Origin of the sequence: Blautia acetigignens, from assembly GCF_025566865.1 — a bacterium.
In the GTDB taxonomy this organism is placed as follows: Bacteria; Bacillota; Clostridia; order Lachnospirales; family Lachnospiraceae; genus Blautia_A; species Blautia_A acetigignens.
Window position 1 is genome coordinate 162468 of record NZ_JAOQJM010000005.1, and the last position, 20056, is coordinate 182523.

The following is a 20056-nucleotide window of genomic DNA, read 5'->3' on the forward strand; positions in this document are numbered from 1 at the left end:
AATGGTGAAATAGACTATAATCGTCACAGACAATAAGTCTGTTTAGAAATACAGAAAGAAGGACCCGCCATGTACGAGACAAAGAAATTATATTATGAAGATGTATACAAAAAAGAATTTACAGCTAAAGTACTGGAATGCCGCCAGGGCAAGAAAGGATATGAGGTAATTCTGGATCAGACAGCCTTTTATCCGGAAGGCGGCGGACAGCCAGGCGATACAGGTTCCTTAGGAGAGGCAGCAGTCACAGACGTTCACGAGAAGAACGGAGAGCTGATCCACTACACAGACCGTGCTCTGGAACCAGGAACGGAAGTTCAGGGCCAGATTAACTGGGCCAGAAGATTTGACCTTATGCAGCAGCATTCCGGTGAGCACATTGTAAGCGGCCTGGTACACGAAGCTTTTGGATATGATAATGTGGGCTTCCATATGGGAAGCGATGTGATTACCATTGATTTCAGCGGAATGCTGGACGAAGCACAGATGGCAGAGATTGAAGCCAAAGCCAACCAGATCATCTGGGAGAACCAGGAAGTAGAAATTTTCTACCCATCAGAGGAAGAGCTTAAGGAACTGGAATACAGAAGCAAGAAAGAGCTTTCCGGCTGGGTGCGTATTGTCAGATTTCCGGGAGCAGATACCTGCGCCTGCTGTGGAACCCATGTAACTCGTACCGGTGAGATTGGAATGGTGAAGCTCCTTTCTGTGGTCAAGTTCCGCGAGGGTGTGCGTATGGAAATGATATCCGGCAGAAGGGTGCTTGACTATCTGAACATGGTAAACGAACAGAACCGTCAGATTTCCGTGAAGCTTTCTGCCAAGATGGATAAGACTGCGCAGGCAGTTGCAAGACTTCAGGATGAGAATTTTGCCCTGAAGGGAAGAGTGCACAGTCTGGAAGAGAATTTTATTGTGAATGAAGCTGCTAAATGGAATGACTGCGAGAATCCGCTGCTGTTTGAGAACGGAATGGAAGCTGGAAGCGTCCAGAAGCTTGCGGATGCTGTTCTGCAGGTTTGCAAGGGCCGCTGTGCAGTATTTTCCAGAAATGCAGATGGCAGCTATAAGTATGCCATGGGTGAGAAAGATGGAGACCTTCGCCAGTTTACCAAAGATATGAACGCTGCACTGAATGGCCGCGGAGGCGGCAAGCCATTTTTCGTTCAGGGTTCTGTCCAGGCATCGGAGAAAGAAATCCGTGCTTTTTTCGAAGAATGATAAGTGACAAAAAAGGGGAATACAATGTTTGGGGAATGTCATGCTCATATTATTATGGATGGAATAAACTACAAGGAAGCAATCTCACTCCACAAAGAAGCGGTAAACGAGGAAGCAATCCGAAGAAATTTTAAGGCTTATCAGGAACAGGGAATCACCTTTGTGCGGGACGGCGGAGACGCCGTTGGTGTTTCCAGAAGAGCCAAAATGCTGGCGGAAGAATACGGAATCGATTACCGCACCCCTGTTTTTGCCATCCACAAAAACGGGCACTATGGTTCCATTGTAGGAAAAGGCTTTGATAATATGAAAGAATATGCAGCTCTGGTCCGGGAAGCGAAAGAACAGGGGGCTGATTTTATTAAAATCATGACCACCGGACTTCTGGATTTTCACAACCATGGAAAGGTGACTGGAACGCCTCTTTCCAGGGAAGAAGTGCATGAGATGGTACACATTGCGCATGGGGAAGGCATGGCAGTAATGAGTCATACCAATGGAGTTTATGGAGTACAGGCTGCTGTAGAGGCAGGTGTGGATTCTGTGGAGCATGGCAATTATATTGACGAAGAAACTATACGAATGCTTGCAGACAGTAATACAGTATGGGTACCAACCCTTGTAACTATACGCAATCTTCGAAACTGCGGACGATATGAAGATCAGGTCCTGCAGCCCATTGTGAGTCTTGCGGAAGAGAATCTGCAGCTGGCATATCAATATAAAGTAAAAACAGCACTTGGAAGTGATGCCGGCGCTTATATGGTGCCTCATGGAACCGGACTTCTTGAAGAATACCGTGCGTTTTGCGAAATTCTGGGAGAGACGGAACAAATGAAAGACTGGCTGCGAGACGGAGAAAAAAGAATTCAGGACACCTTTAAGCGTCCTGAATCTTGATGGATGTGTAGATATTGGATTGTTTTGATTTCGTTGGATCAAAGGTAATGAGGATGTTGGCGCCGGCAGCAAGACCGCTGGTAGATGTGTCCGATGCTCCTTCTGTAAAGCAGGTGATCGTTGCACCGTCCCCGGTCTGAATGGTTACGGTATTGGAGGTATGCCCTATAATGGTACCGTTGACTGTATAGGTAAGACCTCGGCTTCTGAAAGAATCCGGATCATCTCCTGTGACAGCAGTGACGGTGACGCCATCCAGGGTATTTTCCTGATATTGTCCCTGGTACGTGATGGACACGTAGGAGCCAGGTGCAGTACCTCCTTTGAAGTAAGAGGGGATCTGCGACAAATCTATATTTAGGGAACTGTCAGAACCAGGAGGAGATACAGTCAGGATATTGGAAGAAATATTCTGGACAGTTGCATGAAGCTGCTGCTCCTGGGGAACATCTGTGGAAGCCTCCTGAGTTGGCTCCAGGGTTGGTGTAGGATCCGGCAAAGTCAGAGGGTCAATGTCGGAGACACTTAATACCTTCAGATGGCTGGCATTCAGGGACGCATCCCCATCAGACCCGGATGAAAATTCTCCTTTAAAATTGATATAGACCCACGCACCTTGCCGAATACCGCCCTGATAATACTGTTCAGTTCCGGTTATTGGATAGGTGGCTGTCTTTCCTTGTTCATCTTTTATGGTGATGGTATTCGGTGTCAGTCCCTGTACTTCTCCATAAGCCTTGCGTACTTCCAGCTGATTTTTCTTGTGGAAGTCATCGACGACCTTTAGGGCTTTCACTGTGCTGGTATCTTCGCTGGAAAGCTGTCCCTCATAGATCACGCTGATCTCATCTCCGGTGATCATGCCGTCTTCACACTCAAGCGTGGCCTCAGATAAATCAAAGATATAGGTCTGTTCCTGGCTGCTCATAGTCAGGGCAGCACCGGTAAAGTCCTGAAGGATGCCTTTGACTTCATCCATATAGACACGCTGTCCTGGGGCTTCTGAAGTTTCCTGGACCGTATTTTGTGAAGTGTCTACATAGTCGGTAATGGCATCGCGGACTACGCATCCGGATAGTGAGAGCAGTGCACAGGAACAAACAAGTAGCTGGGTAAATTTTTTCATTAGTGTTTCATATCCTCCGAATCCAGAAATGGCACAGGAAGAAAATCAAAAACCTGTCGGCAGGCATCCCATTCTTCGCGGGTGTGCGGCATACGGTAGCCCAGTCCTGTGCATTCTGTAGTGGCATTGGTATTCAGGTAATTATCATAAAAAACATTGTACGGATTATGGCAGGAAGGCTGCTGGCTTTCTTGTAATTGGACAGAATATTTTGTGCTCATATAAAGACTCCTTTTTCTGGAAATTTACTCTTAACAGAGATTACTTTTAGAATATGCCAAAAGCGAAGGAGTATACACAAAATACACTGTCAATTGCGAAACTATAATCCGTCATTCAGTGTGAATATTATAACAAAAACGTATTGAAATTTCCATATTTTGTGCTATAATCGGCTTAAATAAATAATAGCGAAGTAGGAATTTATGCGTCAAGTGTTCACTGGCTGGGGAGTCGCCGTGAAACGAAAAGCAGTAGGCTGCTTACGATATATTTTCCGCACCCGTTGCTACATATGAGAACATCTCATAATGTGGAGGGATTATTATTTATGGTAACTACTCTGTTATTTTAATCATTATGGAGGTGTTTTTATTATGCGTAAAAACAAACAGACATGGAGCGTTAAGACGCTTGTATTTCTGGCACTGCTGGTTGCAATCCAGCTGGTTTTATCCCGTGTGCTGGTAATTGACCTTGGTGTATACCGTATTACACTTGGAACTATCGCAACTGTACTTGCCGGTCTTTGGATGGGGCCTGTTGCAGGCGGTGTAGAAGGCGGCGTGGCAGACATCATCGGATGTTTCATGAAAGGCTATGGCGTGAATCCTCTGATCACTTTATCTGCAATCACCTGGGGCGTAGTTGCCGGAGCAGCAGGCAAGCTGATGGCTGAGAAGAGCCGCAAGGTGAAAACTGTGATCATGTGCGCAGGAATCGTAATTTCCGGTGTGGTAGGAACCCTTGGATTTACCACTGCAGGTCTTGTCATGATCGGTTCTAATTTTTATGCGATCATGCCGGGACGTCTTGTGCAGTTTGCAATTATGACTCCAATTTACTGCGTGCTGACCAGTCTTCTTTATTTCAGCCCGCTGACCAGCATGGTTGTAGGAAATGTAAGATCAGCCAATCTGCAGAAAAAGACAGTATAAGACTGAGTAATTCATTTATAAATACATAACTTAACAGCATTACCCAATAAAAATCAAATATAGTATTTTATAAAAATACGATTCCCCCAAAAAAGACTGTGAAGATGTGCCCTGTTGACGGCACGGTTCACAGTCTTTTACGATTTAAGTATTTGAAAAAAATTGAAACAAAATCACATAATTACTTGATTGTTTAGACACGGTCAGTCTGGGTCTGAACGCGGAACCAGTATGTATAGACAAAATTCAGCCCAAGGGATTCATAAAGGCTGCGCGCAGGAGTGTTTCCCTCTACGACCTGAAGATAGGCACGTGTGGCACCTCTTTTCTTTCCTTCTTTGAGCAGTGCAGTGCAGATCTGGCGTGCATATCCCTTGTGGCGGAAATCCTCCCGTACATGAATGGCGTATAAGCCAATGTAATCACGGTCCAGAATGCCAAGCCCTGTGGCAATGATTTTTCCATTATTCCAGATAGAAGCACAGACAGTATCCTTCACAATTGCATGATACATAGAAGGAACCACTGCCCGGTGAACCGGATTTATGGTTCCCTTTAAATCGAAAAGACTCTCAATCCAGATATCCGGAATGTCATCCGTAAGCGTTACCAGATCATAGGAAGCGGACAAATCCGCATGCTCCAGATCAGCTGCCATAACATTGGTGGTATGCTGAATCTCATAGCCGCGGTTTTCCAGAACATAATCAAAATCCGGGGAAACCAGCGGACTGATCTTGAAAATAGCAGGGCTTCCAAGACGGGCATATTCCTGCTCACAGAAAGATACCTTTTCTCTCCAGGAAAGCGTGGAGGTGCCGAACTGTTCCACACTGTTGGTACGATGCGTATAAAAATAAGAAAAACGAAGAATCCATCCGTCATAAAGTTCCATTTTATGAGAGGGCCATGCATTCAGCGACATATCTTCGATTTCTTTAATTATTTTATCCATTTAAAAAACCTTCTTTGTTTTATTTATGATGGTAATTATACATAATTGTGCTCTGCAATGCAACTGTAAAGACGGTCAGCAAGGAACTGCTGGCCCTGGCGGGTAAGATGAACTCCGTCTGTGGTGATGGCGGAATATCCATATCTGCGCACTTCTTCGTCCAGCTCCTTTTGCAGAGAAAGAAACGGAAGGCGGAACTGTATGGAAAGCGTTCGGATGATCTGGCTCATTTTCTGAAGAAGAGGCTTCCAGTTCTCATAAAAAGCAGGACAGGAAAAAAACAAAAGGTTCCATAAGAATGACGCTGCAACTGGATTTTGTCAATATTGTTAAAAGTTCAAGATAATGTTCCTGAAAAGAACCCATCATTTCTTCCTGCTGGGCAGGCGTGCGGTCTGTGTTCATCATCATTCCAATATCATTTATTCCAATCAAAACGGCTGCAAGATTGCCAATAATTGTACTGTCTGTTTTTACCCGCTGAAGCAGTCTCTGCACAGTAAATCCATCTGTTCCGCAGTTGCGCATCTGGATCTCATAGCCCTCCCGGTGAAAACGTTCTGCCAGCATCTTTACATATCCATCTCCAAGAAAATCGGGGGAAAAGCAATGACCGCAGTCTGTAATACTATCCCCAAAACATGTCATTATTGTCATAATAATACCTCCCGAAACCAGTATACTCCTTTTAAAAATGAATTTATAGTTTTTTTATAAAATTTTGGAAAAAAGGACTGGACAAATACAAAACCAGCCCCTATAATAAGACTCACCAGAAGTCATCTGGTATCGAAAGTCGTCTGATCAGACCGACTATTCCCTATTCTACTGAAGATGAAAGATTACAATTACGAACCGGAAATACCAAAGAGGACCCTTCTGTAGTTGAGAAGAAAACTGACAGGAAAGAAGGGAGAAATCCATCTATGCTTTTTTATATGATTTTTCCTGCCATTGCCGCAGGAGGTGCGGTGGTGATGGATATCCAGCGGGCGAAAGTAGATAATGCGTGGCTTTTGTTCTGTCTGGTTATCAGCCTGACCGTGCAGCTTATGGAGAGAGGAACGGGCGGGTTCATAGCCTGGAGCTTCGGAGCATGCACCCCCTTTCTGGTACTTGGCTGGCTGTTTCTATTCAGAATGCTGGGCGCTGGCGACATCAAGCTTTTCTGTGTTATGGGAAGCGTACTGGGACCGGGGACAATTCTTAGATGCATTGCGTATTCCTTTCTGATCGGCGCTGTAATTTCAGCGGCTCTTATGATCTCTGGCGGCATCCTTTGCCAGAGAATCCAATATTTATTCTGCTATGTCAGCGATTTTTTCAAAACAGGAAAAAGAAAACCCTATGGTAAAAGCGGCATGCCGCTGGAGAATTTTCACTTTACAGTTCCCATATTTCTAAGTGCATTGCTTTATGCAGGAGGTGTCTATTGAAAAAGAACATTTTTGCAGTCTGTGACCTTGAAGTAGACTATGCCCTGAACTTTATGGATTATCTCAATCAGAAGAAAAACATACCATTTGAGATTCAGGCATTTACCACAGTGGAGAGTCTGATCGCCTACGGGAAAAACATTCATATTGAGTTGCTGCTGATTTCCCAGAAGGCAATGTGCCGTCAGGTGCAGGAGTTGGAAATTGGTAAGATTGTTATACTTTCGGAGGGAGTGCACCCGCCAGAACTGGACCGATATCCAAGTGTATACAAGTATCAGGCATCATCAGATGTGGTAAGGGAAGTAATGGCATGCTACGGAGCAGAGAAAGCAGTGACGCCAGTTGCTTTTCCGGTATTGAAGAAGACTACGGTGATATATGGGATCTATTCCCCGGTGGGGCGCTGTCTCAAGACTTCATTTGCGCTGACACTGGGACAGATCCTGGCGAAGGAGAAGGCGGTTTTGTACCTGAACCTTGAAGAATACGCAGGCTTTGAGGAGCTGATGGGAAAAGGCTTTTCCCAGAACCTGAGCGATCTTCTTTATTTCGTGCGGCAGGAGAACGGCAATCTGATCTATAAAATGAACGGAATGATACAGACAGTGAATAATCTGGATTACATACCGCCTGTGCGCACGCCGGAGGACATACGGGGAACGGAGTGGGAAGACTGGGAAAATCTGATAAAGGAAATTGTCAGCCACAGCAGCTATGAGGTGGTGATTCTGGATATAGGCGGAGCCATTGACGGTATTTTTCAAATGCTGGATATGTGTAAAAGAATTTATATGCCGGTTCTGACTGATCCGGTATCCGTATCCAAGATTTCCCAGTTTGAGAACCTGGTGAGAATCTGGGATTATCCTCAGATTCTCGCCAGAACTACAAAGATGCATCTGCCCTTTCACGGGGGTAATGCAGCTCCGGAGAATTATATTGAGGGACTTCTGTGGAGTGAACTTGGAGATTATGTCAGGGAGATTCTGAGAAAGGAAAGAGAATGAGTCAGGAAACATTTCGAAAACTGAGACAGATGCTGATGGAAAAACTGGATGTTTGCCAGGAACTTACTGATCAGGAAATCCTGGAGACCATTGACGAACTGATTCTGGACAGTCTGCGGGAATCGGGCGTAAGCCTGAAGGAGAAGGTTCAGCTTCGCCAGGAACTTTTCTATTCTGTGCGGAAGCTAGATGTACTGCAGGAACTGATCGAGGATGAGACTGTGACGGAAATCATGGTTAATGGTCCGGATTCCATTTTTGTGGAGCGAAAAGGCAGGCTTACCAAATGGCCGAAGTCTTTTACGGACCAGGAAAAACTGGAGGATGTGATCCAGCAGATCGTAGGCAAATGCAACCGTATTGTCAATGAATCCAGTCCCATTGTGGATGCAAGGCTGGAGACCGGAGCGCGTGTCAATGTGGTTATTTATCCGGTAGCATTAAACGGTCCTATACTCACCATACGTCGTTTTCCAGACAAGCCCATCACCATGGAGAAGCTGATCGAGTTGGGAAGCGTGACACCTGAATGCGCCGAATTTCTGGAGAAGCTGGTAAAGGCCCGTTACTCGATTGTGATTGGCGGCGGTACCGGAAGCGGCAAGACCACCTTCCTCGGTGCACTGTCTGAATATATTCCCAGGGATGAACGGATTATCACCATTGAGGACAATGCAGAACTGAAAATCCAGGGAATTGCAAATCTGGTCCGCCTTGAGGCAAGAGCAGCCACCGTCAACGGTGCACCGGCTGTCAGCATCCGGGATCTGATCCGCTCTGCACTGCGAATGCGTCCGGACCGGATCATTGTTGGAGAGGTCAGAGGCGGAGAAGCTATGGACATGCTGCAGGCGCTTATATGTACTATATAATAATTATATATATAACGTATATAAGGATGGAAAATATAGATTAGAGGGAGGGGCATAGGAACGATATGAACATTAAGTATAGGTTATTGTGTAAAAGGTTAATAGAGGAAAGGAAGAGAGTAGGTGTCATTCAATATTATAATGTACTGTTCATAATGGAGTTAGTGTCAGATAAAGACATATGGGCTTTAGAACAGTGGATGAATGGTATAAATAACATATATATGAAAGATATACATAATTGGTGTAGAATACATTTTGTTAAATATCACACTGTATTTGTTTACAGGAAAGAGTATCCGGTAAAAGCAAATATTTGGAATGGGTATTCATATATAAGGTGGCGGATGGAGCGGTTGATGAATTTGGGATAAGATAAAATAGTGATTGCATGAAAGAGAGCCTTAAAGCAGGGTGTTCTTTTGAAAGTATGGATAGAATTAAAGGCTGAAGGCTCTGCGCTATTCGTTTGGCAGAGCCTGAGTATTCTCTTGATCCGTAGAAAATAAATCTAACTGACCTTCTGGAGTGGAACTTTGACCGGATTCATCTTCAGTTGATGGTTCTCTTTTTTTGGGTGTTTTATGAGTGTATAATTTCTCAAAAGGAAGTGAATACTTGGATTTTTTATTGTATTCTAGTAAAAGAGCTTCTGCGAATCCTAATGAACCGGCACGACGTTCTCTGGCAGTACGACTGATTTCTCTGACAGAGACACGCCCAACTTTTTCTTTGAAGGTGTCATCTTTCATTGTTTCTCCATAAGCATTATCCAGACGGGCAATAGCATTAAGCATATTGGAACTAAAGGACATAGGCGCACCTTCCCATGTGGCAACACAAAGGCGTAAAACACGATCAAGAGTGTGAAAACCATATTTTTCATAGATATTAATTAAAGTGGATACAGCACATATACCTCCGGGGCGAGAGGAAGAAGTAATAGTAAGATCATATGATTCAACAAGGTCACGAATAATAAGTTCTCTATCATTACCAGCTTCAATATTAGCCATGAATATTTCATAAGGTAATAACGATTTGACATATTTCATCTGATTTGCAAAAATATCTGCTTCTTGGGTGTAAACAAGATCATCATAAACCATACACCAGACAGGAGTTTCTCTTGATCCAGAGACGAGAGCAACAATCTCTATAGTGTGTTGTCCGTTGAACACATAATTTATCCCATCACGTCTACTTACTTTTACAGGGTTTATCTGATAAAGGTCAAAATTAGCTGCAGCACGCTGAACGTGTTTGATGGAAAGATTACGTTGATAATCTTGATTTGAACATAAATTTTTAATAGGTATTTGCTCAAAATGCACTTGGGGAACAAACTTTTGTAAATCTTCGGTATTTCCATCCATAATTATATTTCCTCCAATTTTTTTAAAATATTATTTGTGGTTGATATTAGACACATAAGCTGATATTTAAGCTTATATTTTGCTGTATCAGATGCAATTTTAAAATCTGAAACTTTTAATACTCTTTCGATAGAACTGTTCCACGAGGGAATCGTCAATGTAAGACTTGCAATTTCCGCATCTGGATCAAATTGTGGCAGGTTGCGTATTGAAGGAATAGAAACGGAAGATTCTTTCCTTAACATCGGTTTGGCGTAATTATTCCATAGTAATTCCCTTTTCATATCATGATAACTGAGATGTTCTATCTTTTCGGCAAGAAGGTAGTTATTTAGACTTAAAAGTTGCTCTTTTGGTAATCCTGAAAGCTCAATAATATTAGCTTGGGAAATCCAGAGTTGACCAGAACGAACCCGTTTGACAAAATCCGGAACTTTTTCATCAATTATATCTAGTGCACTACTGTAAGCAGAATATTTGTAAACGGTAGCCATTGCTACATTACATTCTTCGGATATTTTTTTTGCTGCGATGCTTGCACCGGAAATATGAGATTTATTCGTAGATGAAAGTTGTCTTGAAACTATAATTTTTTCAGCATCATATTTTTTCCCAATCAGGTATTTTTTATTGATATTGGTTAAATCCTCTCGTTTAAGTTGGTCAGTACATATCCATGAAATTACATCTTCTTTACTGGAAAAATGGAGTCTTTTTATTCGGAAAGGAATACTGTGTTTACGAAATAATTCATATGCTTCTATACCATTAATGACAATACCATTCCATGTGCAGATGGGGGTGTGATAGGAATGACATAATATCTGTTGTTCAAGTTGTTTATAATCTTTTTCACTGAGATATTGATACAAATTGGTGAATTCTAGTTTTGTTTTTAATGTATATATACTATAATTGCGCATACTCATCTCCCATTATTTCTGATTTGAATTCTGTTTGTGGCAGTTTTGTGATGATGTTATCCATGGAAAATAGAGCTATTTTTTTATCTGGGTAAATATTGCCTTCTAAACGAAAAATGTTAAATTTCTCCCAAGAAAGGTTAAGTTGGGAAAGTGAATATAGTAATTCTCGGCTGTACAATTCATAACTGTTACCATTGATGACAAAATAATCCTTAACTTTATGTGCCAATTTATCCTCCGCACAACTAGCCTTTATACCTATCATTTTTTGATCAGGATTAACAAGAAGTTGAATATATTCTGGGTTACCAATTTGACGGAGTGTATTGCGGTGGATTCGTATACGATTCTTTTTAAAGTCAATACATATTAGTGGATGGGAAGAGTGTTTGTTGTTCATAGGATTTTTCCTCACTTTCTGCTGTTGATGGTTCTTTTGCTTTTTCTATGGATTTATCAGTTGCCTTCTTCTTTTCTTGTATGTCAAATACTGCGTAGCCTTCAAATATATTGACTTGCATTGATTTTTGATGTTCTTCCACTGGAATACCGAACTGATTCTTCCATTCTTCAGGATAAGAAGGTGTCCTAGCAGTGGTTACAGTTCCATTGTCTTTTAGAGTACGAGGAAATATTTCAGGTGAAGTTAAATCGAAAATGAACAGTATTTCATTGCCAGAACGAATTAGTTTGCCGAGAATCTTGTACCGATAATTAGGATTCCAGTCCATGAGAGATATCACTTTAGCAAAGAAAATTCGACAGGTGATTTGTTTTGGCGAACGCTTTTTTCCAGAGGAACACCAACGAAAAGAGTCTTTTTCTTCTTCTCGACAGGGACGGACAGCCAGTTTTTTTTCAATGGGATTGACTAATATTTGCACATATTTGACATCGGGTAGTTTTTTTATGCAGGCGGTATTTACAGATACCTTGTAGTTATTAAACGTAAACGAAGGTTCGTAAATATGAGCGAAGAATTCGCCACGTACAACTTGATAACCGTCATAGCTGAAAGAATCATCGTTAATGACTTCCATTTGATTTGAGGGGCTGGGCGCGACTGTTATTGGCATAGGTGTGTTGATTTTCATCATATCAGAAGGTTCTGTAGTCATATTCCATTGATTTATAGGTTGCTCGCTCATTGGGTGTCTCCTTTAATTTCTGTAATAATATTCTTTATATTTTGTATAATGGTTTCTTTGGGAGTGGTTTGTAGCTCGGGTTCTTTATAAGGTTTACTTTCTGAAGCAGTCTGCCAGTTTTTGTCTGCTGTAAATTCTGTTAATTCTGGCGCTTGAGACTGAGTATAGTAATTATTACCGAAGCTATTCATCCAATCGGCAGGATAAGCTAACACACTCTTAGAATCAGATATTGTATCAGGCATGTTGTTATTGGGGGCGGATACGTCGTTGGTACTTGTCGGTATTCGTATTTCTGTATCGTCCATGTTGAAAATAAGGACATTTTCATTGCCTTTTTGGTGGGCAACTCCTAATATTCTATATTTGCATTTTTTGTCCCATTTAAATATCTCGTATAATGTTGGCAAAAATGCAGCGCCGGAAATTGGTTTTGGAATAAGTTGACCATCTTTGAGACGTGACCACTGCACTTTATTTTTTGTTTCAGAGGAACATGGTCGGATAGCAAGTAGTTTTGAGCTTGGGTGTATTAGCAGTTCGACAAATTTTATGTTTGGAAATTTCCGTATAGCATCTTTGTTAAAAGAGATCTGTTTATATGAAAAAGAAACAGAAATCCGACCAACAGAGGAGAAAAATTGTCCTCTGGCAACTTCATAGTCTCTTAAATCGAAGGAACCGGCGGAAGCAGTAATTGTATCAGGTACATTCATATTTGCCGGTTTAAGGACGCTTTGAGATGCTTCAAAGTAGTCTCTAGCTTTAAATCCAGACCATCTTGGATTAATGCTTATAAATCCACTTAGAGAGCCTTCTTGTATCACATGTAATTCTGGTAAAATCTCTTTATTTCCATATTTCGCATTTGTAATTAATTTTTGAACAGCTATGAAATCATCTCGGGAGATAATAGCTTCGTGATGTCCGACTTTTCTGTATTGATTACGGTCTTGATTGTTTTTCCTTGATTTATGGTCAAGATAATTAGGAGTCCATGTTTTTCTCGCCAGAACATCCCCACAATGGCGTTCATTTTGAAGGATTTGTAGTATGGTACTGGATGACCAGACATCATTATTCTTTTTTGTTTTACAACCGAGTTCTGTCAAAGAATCGGCAATTTGTTGAGTACTGCTTCCATTCAGATACATATAAAAAATAAGCTGCACAATTTTAGCTTCATGTGGATTGATTACAAGATCTCCATTTTCGTCTTGGTCATATCCGAGCAGAGGAGGTGTAAGGAATATTCCCCGACGAAAACGCATTTCAATGGAAGAATTCATAATTTCACTTTTGGTATGACTTTCTTCCTGTGCAAGTGTTGACATGAATGACAGAATCATTTCGCTTTTGGGATCAAGAGTATTTAAATGCTCTGTTTCAAAAAATACACCGACGGGTGGACGGAGTGAAGAAAGCTCTCGTACATATCGGATACAGTCAACAACGTTTCTTGCAAATCGGGATACACTTTTTGTTATGATTAAATCAATTTTTCCGGCTTCACAATCTTCAATCATTTTTTTGAATGCATCTCTATGTTGAAGCGAAGTGCCTGAAATGCCTTCGTCGGCATATATTTCGACAAGCATCCAATTCGGATTTTTATTTACTACATCCTGATAATGATTTTTCTGTAATTCATATGAGGATGTTTGGCGTGGATCATCCGTAGATACCCTTGCATATACAGCTACTCGTAGTTTTTTTTCTGTTTTAAAAATATCCTCTGGTGGAAGTGCCGGAATTACTTCCAGTTCTTCTGGATCAATACCTTTGTATCTTTGCCGGATTCTGGCTTTCTGTTCATCAATATTACTGCTTCGTTCTTCACTTTCTTTCATCAATAGCGACATCCTTTATAGTTGATATAACTATCATAGAATTTTTGGATTGAAAAAGACATAAACCATCAGTTAAGTGATTAACGGATGGTTTATGTAGAAATAGATATTTGATTGTTATTGAATGATTTAATAATCATTCGGGTTATCAGCATCGTAATTGTGTTTTGAGGATAGATGCCAATCATTGATTCGTAAAATATTCTTTATGGCTGAAAGAACCTCGAATATGTAACGTTTTTCAGTGCTGGTACAATCTGCCATTAATAAATCGATATCAGTTTGATATTCCGTAGGATTGTATAACAAGTTTCCATAGAGTAATTCATCAATAGTAATTTCAAGGGCATTGCTAATTTTGATTAAAGATTCTAAACTGGGTTTACGCTTGGCATTTTCTATATAGCTTATATAAACAGTAGAAAGATCAGCGATTTCAGCCAGCTCCTCGGCAGACAATCCTCGTTGTTTGCGGGTTTCTCTTATACGTTTGCCTATAAGTGCATAATTTATTTCCATGTCCTCACCTCCTTTCCATCACAACTTGACTTTTTTGTGTTGTAGATAGAAAAAAATGGTGAGCTATACAATAGTAATTGGTTGTATAAAAAGAAGTATATCATATGTATATAGCAAAAAGAAGATTGTCGATTGATGGGAGAAAAAGGCGATAAGTTATAATTGAACAACAGTGAAAAAAAGGTTATTATTTATGTATTAAAAATTATGTCTGAGAGGAAAATACATGGCAGATAAAGAGGAAATTAAAACACTGGAGGAATTAGAGGAAAAAGGAAGAATACTGCGGGGGTACAAAGAAAAATTCCGGCAGATGTGCCAAGAAAATAAAATGATAAAGGGTTCGACAGTGCTGAAACTATATGATAAAATTGAAGAGGTACAAAGAGAATATGAGCATTTAGATAATAAGCTGACATTAATGGAATACAACTTTATATAGTTCTATTTTTTTTGTTTTAATACTACTGTTTCCCTTAGTAAATACTTGTAAGATACATCTCTAATATTTTTGCGGATTTCTAGTTACAATTAAGGTAACTACTATCGGAAAGAGGTGTATTTACTTGCGTACAGAGGATTATATTGCGGACAATATTATAGCTTTATGTAAAAAACGTGATATGAGTAAATATCGGCTGTCACAATTGACTGGTATATCTCAATCTTCGATTGGAAAAATTATTGCTAAAGAAAGTTTACCAACCATGCCTACTGTAGAAAAGATATGTGATGCACTGGGAGTAACAATGGCACAATTCTTTGCCGGAATGGATGTTCCAGTAAGCTTATCAGAATCACAACAAGAGGTTCTGAATATTTGGAATAATCTTGATGAAAAAGAACAGAATGTAGTGATACAAATGCTCCGGGGACTTCAAAAATAAAGGAAACAGTTGTAACGAAAATGTTGACTGTTTCTTTTTTTATGGAGTTGGGAGATTATGGTGATTGAAAAGAAATATTATGATATTGCACAGCGTGAATTGGAAGAAATGCAAAGAGAAATTAATGAAGAAAAAGCGCAAATGTCAGAAGAAGAGATACTAGAGGATAAAAAATGGCATGATGAACAATTGGAAACAATTATTAAAAAGGCAGAAGCTCATATGCGTCGTTTTAAGAAAGTTCCAGATCCTCAAAAAGTAGTGAAGTTCACTTTTTTACAAAAAGATGCATTGGAAATTGCACGAAATATGCAGATGAATATAAAAACTGAGCGTAAAGAAGATGATTTATGGGGGACGATAGAAATGTCATTTAATAATATGTGGTTTTTAGATTCAGCTCCTAGTGAATGGAAAGATATTTGGAATAACTTGATGAAAGAAGCTCAGAGAGTGTATATAGAAGCAAAAGATAACATGATCATGTATCAATATTATTATGATTTGACGGTAGAAGTTCCTTGTGTGCAGACACAATACAAATAATGATATATGAATGCTGTTCTGTAATAATTTTATGATATACTGTGGATATGATATGTAAAAATAGTCGGAGAAAGATTTGTGAATGCACGATTATTTAGGAGGAAAAAAGCATGACAGACGCTGAAAAAAGAGAAGCGGCTCACCAGTTTATCAATAGATGGATGGGACGTGGCAATGAGGATGAAGATGGTCGTTCTTATTGGCTGGAATTTTTATCCAATGTAATGGGGATGGAAAATCCCACAGAGCGTGTAAATTTTGAGAAGAAAGTAATCGTAAATGGGAATACAAAGCGGATTGACGTATATATCCCGGAAACACATGTCATCATTGAACAGAAAAGTCTGGGAAAGTCACTTGATCAGAAAATACATAACTCTGGAGATGTGGATTTAACACCATATGAACAGGCGAAACGCTATAATGACAATCTTCCGTATGATGAAAAAGCAAGATGGATCATAACTTGTAATTTTTCGGATATTTGGATATATGATATGAATGCCAGGGTACCGGAACCTGTTAAAATAGCGTTGGTTGAATTGCAGAGCAAGTATCTGCTCCTTGATTTTCTGGTAAAGCAGGATGTAAAAAAGTTATCTCATGAGATGGAAGTTTCTATTAAGGCTGGCGATATTGTTGGTCTGATTTATGATGCTTTCCTGAAGCAATACAAGATACCGGACGGAAATGAAAAACAGGAATCAGCAGAACAGAAAGAAAAAAGGGAACATAAGTTGAAGAGCTTGAACGCTCTTTGTGTGCGTTTAGTATTCTGTCTGTACGCAGAGGATGCTGGCATATTTGGTGAACATCGGGATATTTTTCATGATTACTTAGAAGCATATGATGTAAAAGATTGCCGGAGAGCATTGATTGAACTGTTTAAGACGCTGGATACTCCAATCGCTGAACGGGATGAATATCTTGAAGAAGATGTTGCACAATTTCCATATGTAAATGGTGGTCTGTTTGCAGATGAAACAATAGAAATCCCACCTTTTACAGAAGAAATCAAAGACCTGCTTTTGACGAAAGCATCTGAGGATTTTGACTGGAGTGATATTTCACCGACTATTTTTGGAGCAGTTTTTGAATCTACTTTAAATCCGGAAACAAGAAGATCTGGCGGGATGCACTATACATCCATAGAGAATATTCATAAAGTGATAGATCCGCTGTTTCTTGATGATTTGAAAAAAGAATTTAAGGAGATTCAAGCGGTTACTGTTCGGAGAACAAAAGAAAAGAGGTTGGATGAATTTCAGAATAAACTTGCATCTCTCACGTTTTTAGATCCGGCGTGTGGTTCTGGAAATTTCCTCACAGAAACCTATTTGTCGTTGCGGCGGCTGGAGAATGAGGTGATTCGTGAAAGAGTTGGCGGTCAGATAACATTGGGAGAAGTCCATAACCCAATCAAAGTGTCTATCCAGCAATTTTATGGAATAGAGATCAACGACTTTGCTGTTACCGTTGCAAAGACAGCTCTTTGGATTGCAGAATCGCAGATGTTGGAAGAAACCAAAAATATTGTCTATGGCTTCAATGATGATTTTCTTCCGTTGAAGACGTATGTAAATATTACGGAGGGTAATGCACTTAGGATAGATTGGAATGAAGTGGTTCCGGTAGAACGATTGTCCTATATAATGGGGAATCCACCGTTTGTTGGATATTCGTATCAATCAGAAAGCCAAAAGAAAGACATTGAGAATGTATATGTAGACGAAAATGGAAAATCAACTTCAACGGCAGGTAAAATCGACTATGTTGCGGCATGGTATTTTAAGGCTGCAAAAATGATGGAGGGTTCAGAGGTTAGAACGGCATTTGTTTCTACTAATTCCATTACACAGGGAGAGCAGGTGGCTTATGTTTGGGCTGAACTATATAAACAGTTTGATATTCATATAGATTTTGCACACAGGACATTTGTATGGGGAAGTGAGGCAAAATTAAAAGCGGCGGTTCATTGCGTTATTATAGGTTTTAGCACATCAATGTCAAAGGGAAAATGTCGTTTGTATGATAATGGAGCGCTTGAAGAAACGGTACAAATTAGTCCGTACCTAATAGATGCTCCGATTACTTTTATTAACAGTCGTACTAATCCATTATGTAATGTCCCTAAGATAACAAATGGAAATAAACCAGTGGATGGGGGATATTTGTTTTTGTCACCAGACGAAAAAGATGAACTCATACAAAATGAGCCAGAATCTAAAAAGTTCGTTCGCAGGGTTTATGGAGCAGAGGAATTTATAAATTCTAAAGAGAGATATTGCTTATGGCTGAGAGATATTTCTCCAAAAGAATTAAACAAGTTGCCGATGATAAAAAAGCGTGTTCAACAGGTTCGTGAATTTCGATTGAAAAGCACAAAAGCTGTTACTGTAAAAAGTGCGGATTCACCAACATTGTTTCAACAAATTAGACAGCCAGATGAACCATATATAATTGTACCAAGGGTATCATCGGAAAATAGAAGATATATACCGATGGGATATGAATCGCCAGAAACGATTATAACGGATTCTGTCCAGTGTATTCCAAACGCTGATTTGTATACATTTGGAATTATTACCTCTAACGTACACATGGCATGGACGCGAGTAGTGTGTGGTAGATTAAAGAGTGACTATAGATATTCTGCAAAAATCGTATATAACAATTTTCCATGGCCGGAGCCAACAGAACAGCAGAAACAGAAAATCGAAGAAACAGCACATGGAATTTTGGATGCCAGAGCACTTTTCCCAGACAGTAGTCTCGCAGATTTGTATGATCCTTTAACGATGCCAGTGGAATTAAGAAAAGCACATATTGCAAATGATAAGGCAGTTATGGCAGCTTATGGCTTTGGCATAAAAATGACAGAAGAAGAGTGTGTTGCAGAATTGATGAAGCTATATCAAAAAATGCAAGGATAAGTAAGAGGAGTAGGAAAACAGGTATTTCTAAGTGCCTATTTAATGCCTATAAAGTGCCTGGAAGTGACCTTTAAGCGCCTACTCCTTGTCGGGCTTCTCAGTATAACAACACGATAGAAGCATATTAAAATGATTTTTACGTTAAAAAAGTGCTGTGATCACAAGGCTTTTTGCAAGCAAAAATGAAAAGGCTATATATAGGTAGCCTACGAAACTGGAAGTGCCCATTTTGGGCCTGATTTAAAGAATAGTGTCCTGACAGAGAACAATGGAATGACTCTTTGCCGGGGATTCAAGGAAAGGAAAAAATGATGAATACAAAAACAGAGGGGAACACATTTACAAAGAAAATCGGGCAGACAGTCTATGTTGTCCGTTATCATTTCAATGAAGATGCAAAGGAAACACTGCAGGAGAAGAACTGCGAAAGTTTGAAATGAAACAGCAAAAGAAAAGAGAAAAGCATAAGGGGCATTAGCCCCTTGCTGGACTCATTCAAATCGGAAGTTGTATTATTGAATAAAATGGAGATTTTGATATGAAAGACAAGGCAAACAAGGGTTATTGGCAACGACTTGCAAAAATATATGCACCTTTGATGGAGTCAGATAAGAAATTTTATAATGCAATCTGCGGATATATTAGAGATTATCTCAAATCTGATATGAATGTATTAGAATTAGCTTGTGGAACAGGGCAGCTATCTTTCCCATTGTCTGATTGTACTAATAGCTGGACGGCAACCGATTTTTCGGAAAATATGATTAAGCAAGCGAAAAGGAGAGGTACAACAGAAAAACTTAGTTTTTGCGTAGCCGATGCAACGGCACTTTCATATGAGAATGAAAATTTTGATTGTGTAGTAATTTCAAATGCACTGCACATTATGCCAGAGCCTGAAAAAGCAATGCAGGAAATTCGTAGAGTATTAAAAAAAGATGGTATTTTGTACGCACCAACCTTCTTATGGGCAGAGAAAAAATCAAGTGGTTTACGAAAGCGATTGATGTCTATTACAGGATTTAAAGCATACAAAGAATGGAACAAGGAAAATTTTTGTGAGTTTATTACGGATTATGGCTTTATAGTCGTCAAAGTGAATTTGGTGGATGGCGGTTTAGCTCCTGTTGGAGTTTTGATTGCGAAAAAAACTAATTATTAAATTTGAATTTTTCTAAGTGATAGATACTTTAC

General features: G+C 40.0%; 23 protein-coding genes and 1 riboswitch. Of the genes, 12 read left to right on the forward strand and 11 right to left on the reverse strand.

Features of this window, described 5'->3' with window-relative positions:
* Positions 1-69 precede the first annotated feature (69 nt).
* Both OCV70_RS08570 and OCV70_RS08575 read left to right on the forward strand, forming a co-directional pair.
* A complete protein-coding gene (locus OCV70_RS08570) occupies positions 70-1221 on the forward strand; it encodes an alanyl-tRNA editing protein (protein ID WP_021925940.1) in 1152 nt (383 codons plus the stop codon).
* Between the two features lie 24 nt (positions 1222-1245).
* Positions 1246-2121, forward strand: a complete 876-nt coding sequence (locus OCV70_RS08575) for an amidohydrolase family protein (protein WP_021925941.1) — start codon at positions 1246-1248, stop codon at positions 2119-2121.
* On the opposite strand, the gene OCV70_RS08580 is transcribed toward OCV70_RS08575, so the two are convergent.
* A complete protein-coding gene (locus OCV70_RS08580) occupies positions 2102-3247 on the reverse strand; it encodes a hypothetical protein (RefSeq protein ID WP_021925942.1) in 1146 nt (381 codons plus the stop codon). The two genes, OCV70_RS08575 and OCV70_RS08580, sit on opposite strands and share 20 nt — an antisense overlap.
* Entirely contained in the window at positions 3247-3468 is a 222-nt protein-coding gene (locus OCV70_RS08585) for a hypothetical protein (RefSeq protein WP_021925943.1), read from the reverse strand. The genes OCV70_RS08580 and OCV70_RS08585 overlap by 1 nt, the downstream gene beginning before the upstream one ends.
* Before the next feature lie 188 nt (positions 3469-3656).
* Positions 3657-3757, forward strand: a riboswitch (THF riboswitch).
* A gap of 86 nt (positions 3758-3843) precedes the next feature.
* Here OCV70_RS08585 and OCV70_RS08590 point away from each other — a divergent pair.
* Positions 3844-4404, forward strand: coding sequence for a folate family ECF transporter S component (locus OCV70_RS08590; protein ID WP_021925944.1), 561 nt, complete (start codon positions 3844-3846; stop codon positions 4402-4404).
* 193 nt (positions 4405-4597) lie between these two features.
* On the opposite strand, the gene OCV70_RS08595 is transcribed toward OCV70_RS08590, so the two are convergent.
* The 3 genes from OCV70_RS08595 to OCV70_RS08605 are packed head-to-tail and all read right to left on the reverse strand — an operon-like array spanning position 4598 to position 6016.
* On the reverse strand, positions 4598-5359 hold the full coding sequence (locus OCV70_RS08595; protein ID WP_021925945.1) for a GNAT family N-acetyltransferase: 762 nt from the start codon (positions 5357-5359) through the stop codon (positions 4598-4600).
* Positions 5360-5394: 35 nt separating this feature from the next.
* Positions 5395-5589 (reverse strand): hypothetical protein, encoded by a 195-nt coding sequence (locus OCV70_RS08600; RefSeq protein ID WP_262579623.1) that lies wholly within the window; start codon positions 5587-5589, stop codon positions 5395-5397.
* A gap of 25 nt (positions 5590-5614) precedes the next feature.
* Positions 5615-6016: an SGNH/GDSL hydrolase family protein gene (locus tag OCV70_RS08605; protein ID WP_262579625.1), complete on the reverse strand. Its 402-nt coding sequence runs from the start codon at positions 6014-6016 to the stop codon at positions 5615-5617.
* 269 nt (positions 6017-6285) lie between these two features.
* Between OCV70_RS08605 and OCV70_RS08610 the strand changes: the two genes are divergently transcribed.
* Genes OCV70_RS08610 through OCV70_RS08620 form a run of 3 tightly spaced genes read left to right on the forward strand, consistent with a single transcriptional unit; the run spans position 6286 to position 8677 of the window.
* A complete protein-coding gene (locus OCV70_RS08610) occupies positions 6286-6795 on the forward strand; it encodes a prepilin peptidase (RefSeq protein WP_021925947.1) in 510 nt (169 codons plus the stop codon).
* Positions 6792-7805, forward strand: a complete 1014-nt coding sequence (locus tag OCV70_RS08615) for a P-loop NTPase family protein (protein ID WP_021925948.1) — start codon at positions 6792-6794, stop codon at positions 7803-7805. Before OCV70_RS08610 ends, OCV70_RS08615 begins: the two co-directional genes overlap by 4 nt.
* A complete protein-coding gene (locus OCV70_RS08620) occupies positions 7802-8677 on the forward strand; it encodes a TadA family conjugal transfer-associated ATPase (RefSeq protein WP_330385705.1) in 876 nt (291 codons plus the stop codon). Before OCV70_RS08615 ends, OCV70_RS08620 begins: the two co-directional genes overlap by 4 nt.
* A gap of 461 nt (positions 8678-9138) precedes the next feature.
* On the opposite strand, the gene OCV70_RS08625 is transcribed toward OCV70_RS08620, so the two are convergent.
* From OCV70_RS08625 to OCV70_RS08650, 6 genes are all read right to left on the reverse strand, one after another.
* Complete coding sequence (locus tag OCV70_RS08625; protein WP_055155695.1) at positions 9139-10053, reverse strand: DUF6551 family protein; 915 nt, start codon at positions 10051-10053, stop codon at positions 9139-9141.
* Between the two features lie 2 nt (positions 10054-10055).
* The gene (locus tag OCV70_RS08630) at positions 10056-10976 is read right to left on the reverse strand and encodes a hypothetical protein (protein WP_055145197.1); all 921 of its coding nucleotides are present in this window, start codon (positions 10974-10976) and stop codon (positions 10056-10058) included.
* Complete coding sequence (locus tag OCV70_RS08635; RefSeq protein WP_044999283.1) at positions 10963-11379, reverse strand: hypothetical protein; 417 nt, start codon at positions 11377-11379, stop codon at positions 10963-10965. Before OCV70_RS08635 ends, OCV70_RS08630 begins: the two co-directional genes overlap by 14 nt.
* Positions 11339-12127, reverse strand: coding sequence for an integrase (locus tag OCV70_RS08640; protein ID WP_262579627.1), 789 nt, complete (start codon positions 12125-12127; stop codon positions 11339-11341). Before OCV70_RS08640 ends, OCV70_RS08635 begins: the two co-directional genes overlap by 41 nt.
* Entirely contained in the window at positions 12124-13977 is a 1854-nt protein-coding gene (locus OCV70_RS08645) for a recombinase family protein (RefSeq protein ID WP_055145187.1), read from the reverse strand. The genes OCV70_RS08640 and OCV70_RS08645 overlap by 4 nt, the downstream gene beginning before the upstream one ends.
* A gap of 129 nt (positions 13978-14106) precedes the next feature.
* A complete protein-coding gene (locus OCV70_RS08650) occupies positions 14107-14496 on the reverse strand; it encodes a helix-turn-helix domain-containing protein (protein WP_008374249.1) in 390 nt (129 codons plus the stop codon).
* 226 nt (positions 14497-14722) lie between these two features.
* Here OCV70_RS08650 and OCV70_RS08655 point away from each other — a divergent pair, with 226 nt between their 5' ends.
* The 6 genes from OCV70_RS08655 to OCV70_RS08680 all read left to right on the forward strand — a co-directional run bounded on the left by OCV70_RS08655 (position 14723) and on the right by OCV70_RS08680 (position 20024).
* A complete protein-coding gene (locus tag OCV70_RS08655) occupies positions 14723-14938 on the forward strand; it encodes a hypothetical protein (protein WP_129794637.1) in 216 nt (71 codons plus the stop codon).
* A gap of 124 nt (positions 14939-15062) precedes the next feature.
* On the forward strand, positions 15063-15383 hold the full coding sequence (locus tag OCV70_RS08660) for a helix-turn-helix domain-containing protein (protein WP_013976760.1): 321 nt from the start codon (positions 15063-15065) through the stop codon (positions 15381-15383).
* Positions 15384-15440: 57 nt separating this feature from the next.
* Positions 15441-15929, forward strand: a complete 489-nt coding sequence (locus OCV70_RS08665; protein ID WP_055145183.1) for a hypothetical protein — start codon at positions 15441-15443, stop codon at positions 15927-15929.
* 110 nt (positions 15930-16039) lie between these two features.
* Positions 16040-18862, forward strand: coding sequence for a DNA methyltransferase (locus tag OCV70_RS08670; RefSeq protein ID WP_055145180.1), 2823 nt, complete (start codon positions 16040-16042; stop codon positions 18860-18862).
* Positions 18863-19170: 308 nt separating this feature from the next.
* The gene (locus tag OCV70_RS08675; protein ID WP_081016822.1) at positions 19171-19302 is read left to right on the forward strand and encodes a transposon-encoded TnpW family protein; all 132 of its coding nucleotides are present in this window, start codon (positions 19171-19173) and stop codon (positions 19300-19302) included.
* 98 nt (positions 19303-19400) lie between these two features.
* Entirely contained in the window at positions 19401-20024 is a 624-nt protein-coding gene (locus OCV70_RS08680) for a class I SAM-dependent methyltransferase (RefSeq protein WP_262579628.1), read from the forward strand.
* The last annotated feature ends 32 nt before the right edge of the window (positions 20025-20056 follow it).